This window comes from Chloroflexota bacterium, assembly GCA_018648225.1.
Taxonomy (GTDB): domain Bacteria; phylum Chloroflexota; class Anaerolineae; order Anaerolineales; family UBA11858; genus NIOZ-UU35.
This window is the reverse complement of the sequence record JABGRQ010000193.1, coordinates 1-1,510: the sequence shown is the minus strand read 5'-3', so window position 1 is coordinate 1,510 and position 1,510 is coordinate 1. Positions and strand designations below refer to the sequence as shown.

The following is a 1,510-nucleotide window of genomic DNA, read 5'->3' as shown; positions in this document are numbered from 1 at the left end:
CCTCGGGGCTGATTCGCCTTTAAAAAATCCTATTCAGGAATCATCTTCCAGCCGATGCGGCCTTGTAGTTTGTGCATGAAGGTGGTGTGCACCATGCGCTTCATCCAGGCTCCAGCGAGGCCCATTTCCATGTGGGTGACGAACATATCGCGGCCCTGCTCGTTGGGGTAGCGCCGGAAGTCAGGCACAACGGGGTAAACGATGATGGCTGCGGCTGAACCATCCCAGAGCGAATCGCCCATCGAGGCGATGCAGGCGGCGTACATTTCGGTCATGCGCTCGCTGTGGGTCATGCGGCCTTTTTTGATCAAATCGACAATATTAAGAGCGACGATGCGTCCAATGATGCCGGAAACCATGCCCGTGCGGGGCGGCGCGGCCGAGATGCTGGTGCCATTGGGGGTGGTGTGGGGTACTGAAATTGTCCCTGGTGGGGCAAAGGCGATGCCCGCGGCGAAGATGTTGGCGTAGTTGGGGTTCTGGTAGACAGCAGGCCAGGAGTCGGGGTCTTGGGCCATTTCGGCGTGAGGTCGCCCATATTTGGCATCTACTTTGACGAGGCCGTTGGGGGCGACCACTTTGGAAGAAACGTCGTTGCCATCTTTGTCGAGGAAGTTGAGGGGTTGCCCCAGGAATTGCGGGATGAGCATCGAGTAGTCGTAGTCGGTATCGCCGTATTCTCCGGCGAAATTTTCCCAGTGAATCTGCTTTTCATTGACTTCCAGCACGCCAGTTTGAACTTGCCAGTTGATGTCATATTCCTTGAAGACGGCCTTGATGAAGTCTTCGCTGGTGACGACCTTGCCACCCTGTTTGACGTGGATGCCGCGCACGCCAAAGTCGCCAGCGGCTTGTTCGTTCGAGAGCCACTGCAATTGGGCTTTGTCGCGCACGCCGCGCCGGAGCAAGTCTTTGTGAATGTTGGTGATATATTCAAAGGCTGCCCCCTGGCAGGTTGCGCCGGGGTGACCGGTGCCGATAACGAATTTGCGTGTCTCGCCTTTTTTCATGCGCTCGACTTCGGCGAGGTAGTTGTCGCGCGAGGTTTCGGCATGGGGGCCGGTGCAAATAGAGTTCGTGAAGCCATCGTCGGGGCCGAGGCCTTTGGTATTCTCGAAGACCAGCCGCGGGCCAGTGGCAATGAGCAGATAGTCGTAATCGACGCGCGTGGTTCCATTGCCGCCGTCACGATTTTCTACGATGACGTATTGTTCGTCGGGGTGTACTTCTGTGGCTTTGCCCAAAACAAAATTGACGTTCATTTTGTCGTAGACTTTTTTCAGGGGGAAGCGGGTTTGATCCAGCTCCATGCGTCCGACACCCACCCATACCCAGGAAGGAATGTAGTAGAAGTGTTCGAACTTGTTGATCATGGTGATTTCGTGATTTTTCCCCAGCGCATCACCCAGATACATTGCGGCGGTGTGGCCTGCAAAGCCTGCACCAATAATTGCTACTTTCGCCATAACTGCTTCTCCTTTGGCTTGATACAACGATTAATAGAATTATT

At 55.0% G+C, this 1,510-nt stretch carries 1 protein-coding gene; it reads right to left on the bottom strand.

The genetic code is table 11. The annotated features are described in order from the left end of the window. Positions 1-29: 29 nt before the first annotated feature. Positions 30-1,466: an NAD(P)/FAD-dependent oxidoreductase gene (locus tag HN413_16800; protein ID MBT3392060.1), complete on the bottom strand. Its 1,437-nt coding sequence runs from the start codon at positions 1,464-1,466 to the stop codon at positions 30-32. Positions 1,467-1,510: the final 44 nt, after the last annotated feature.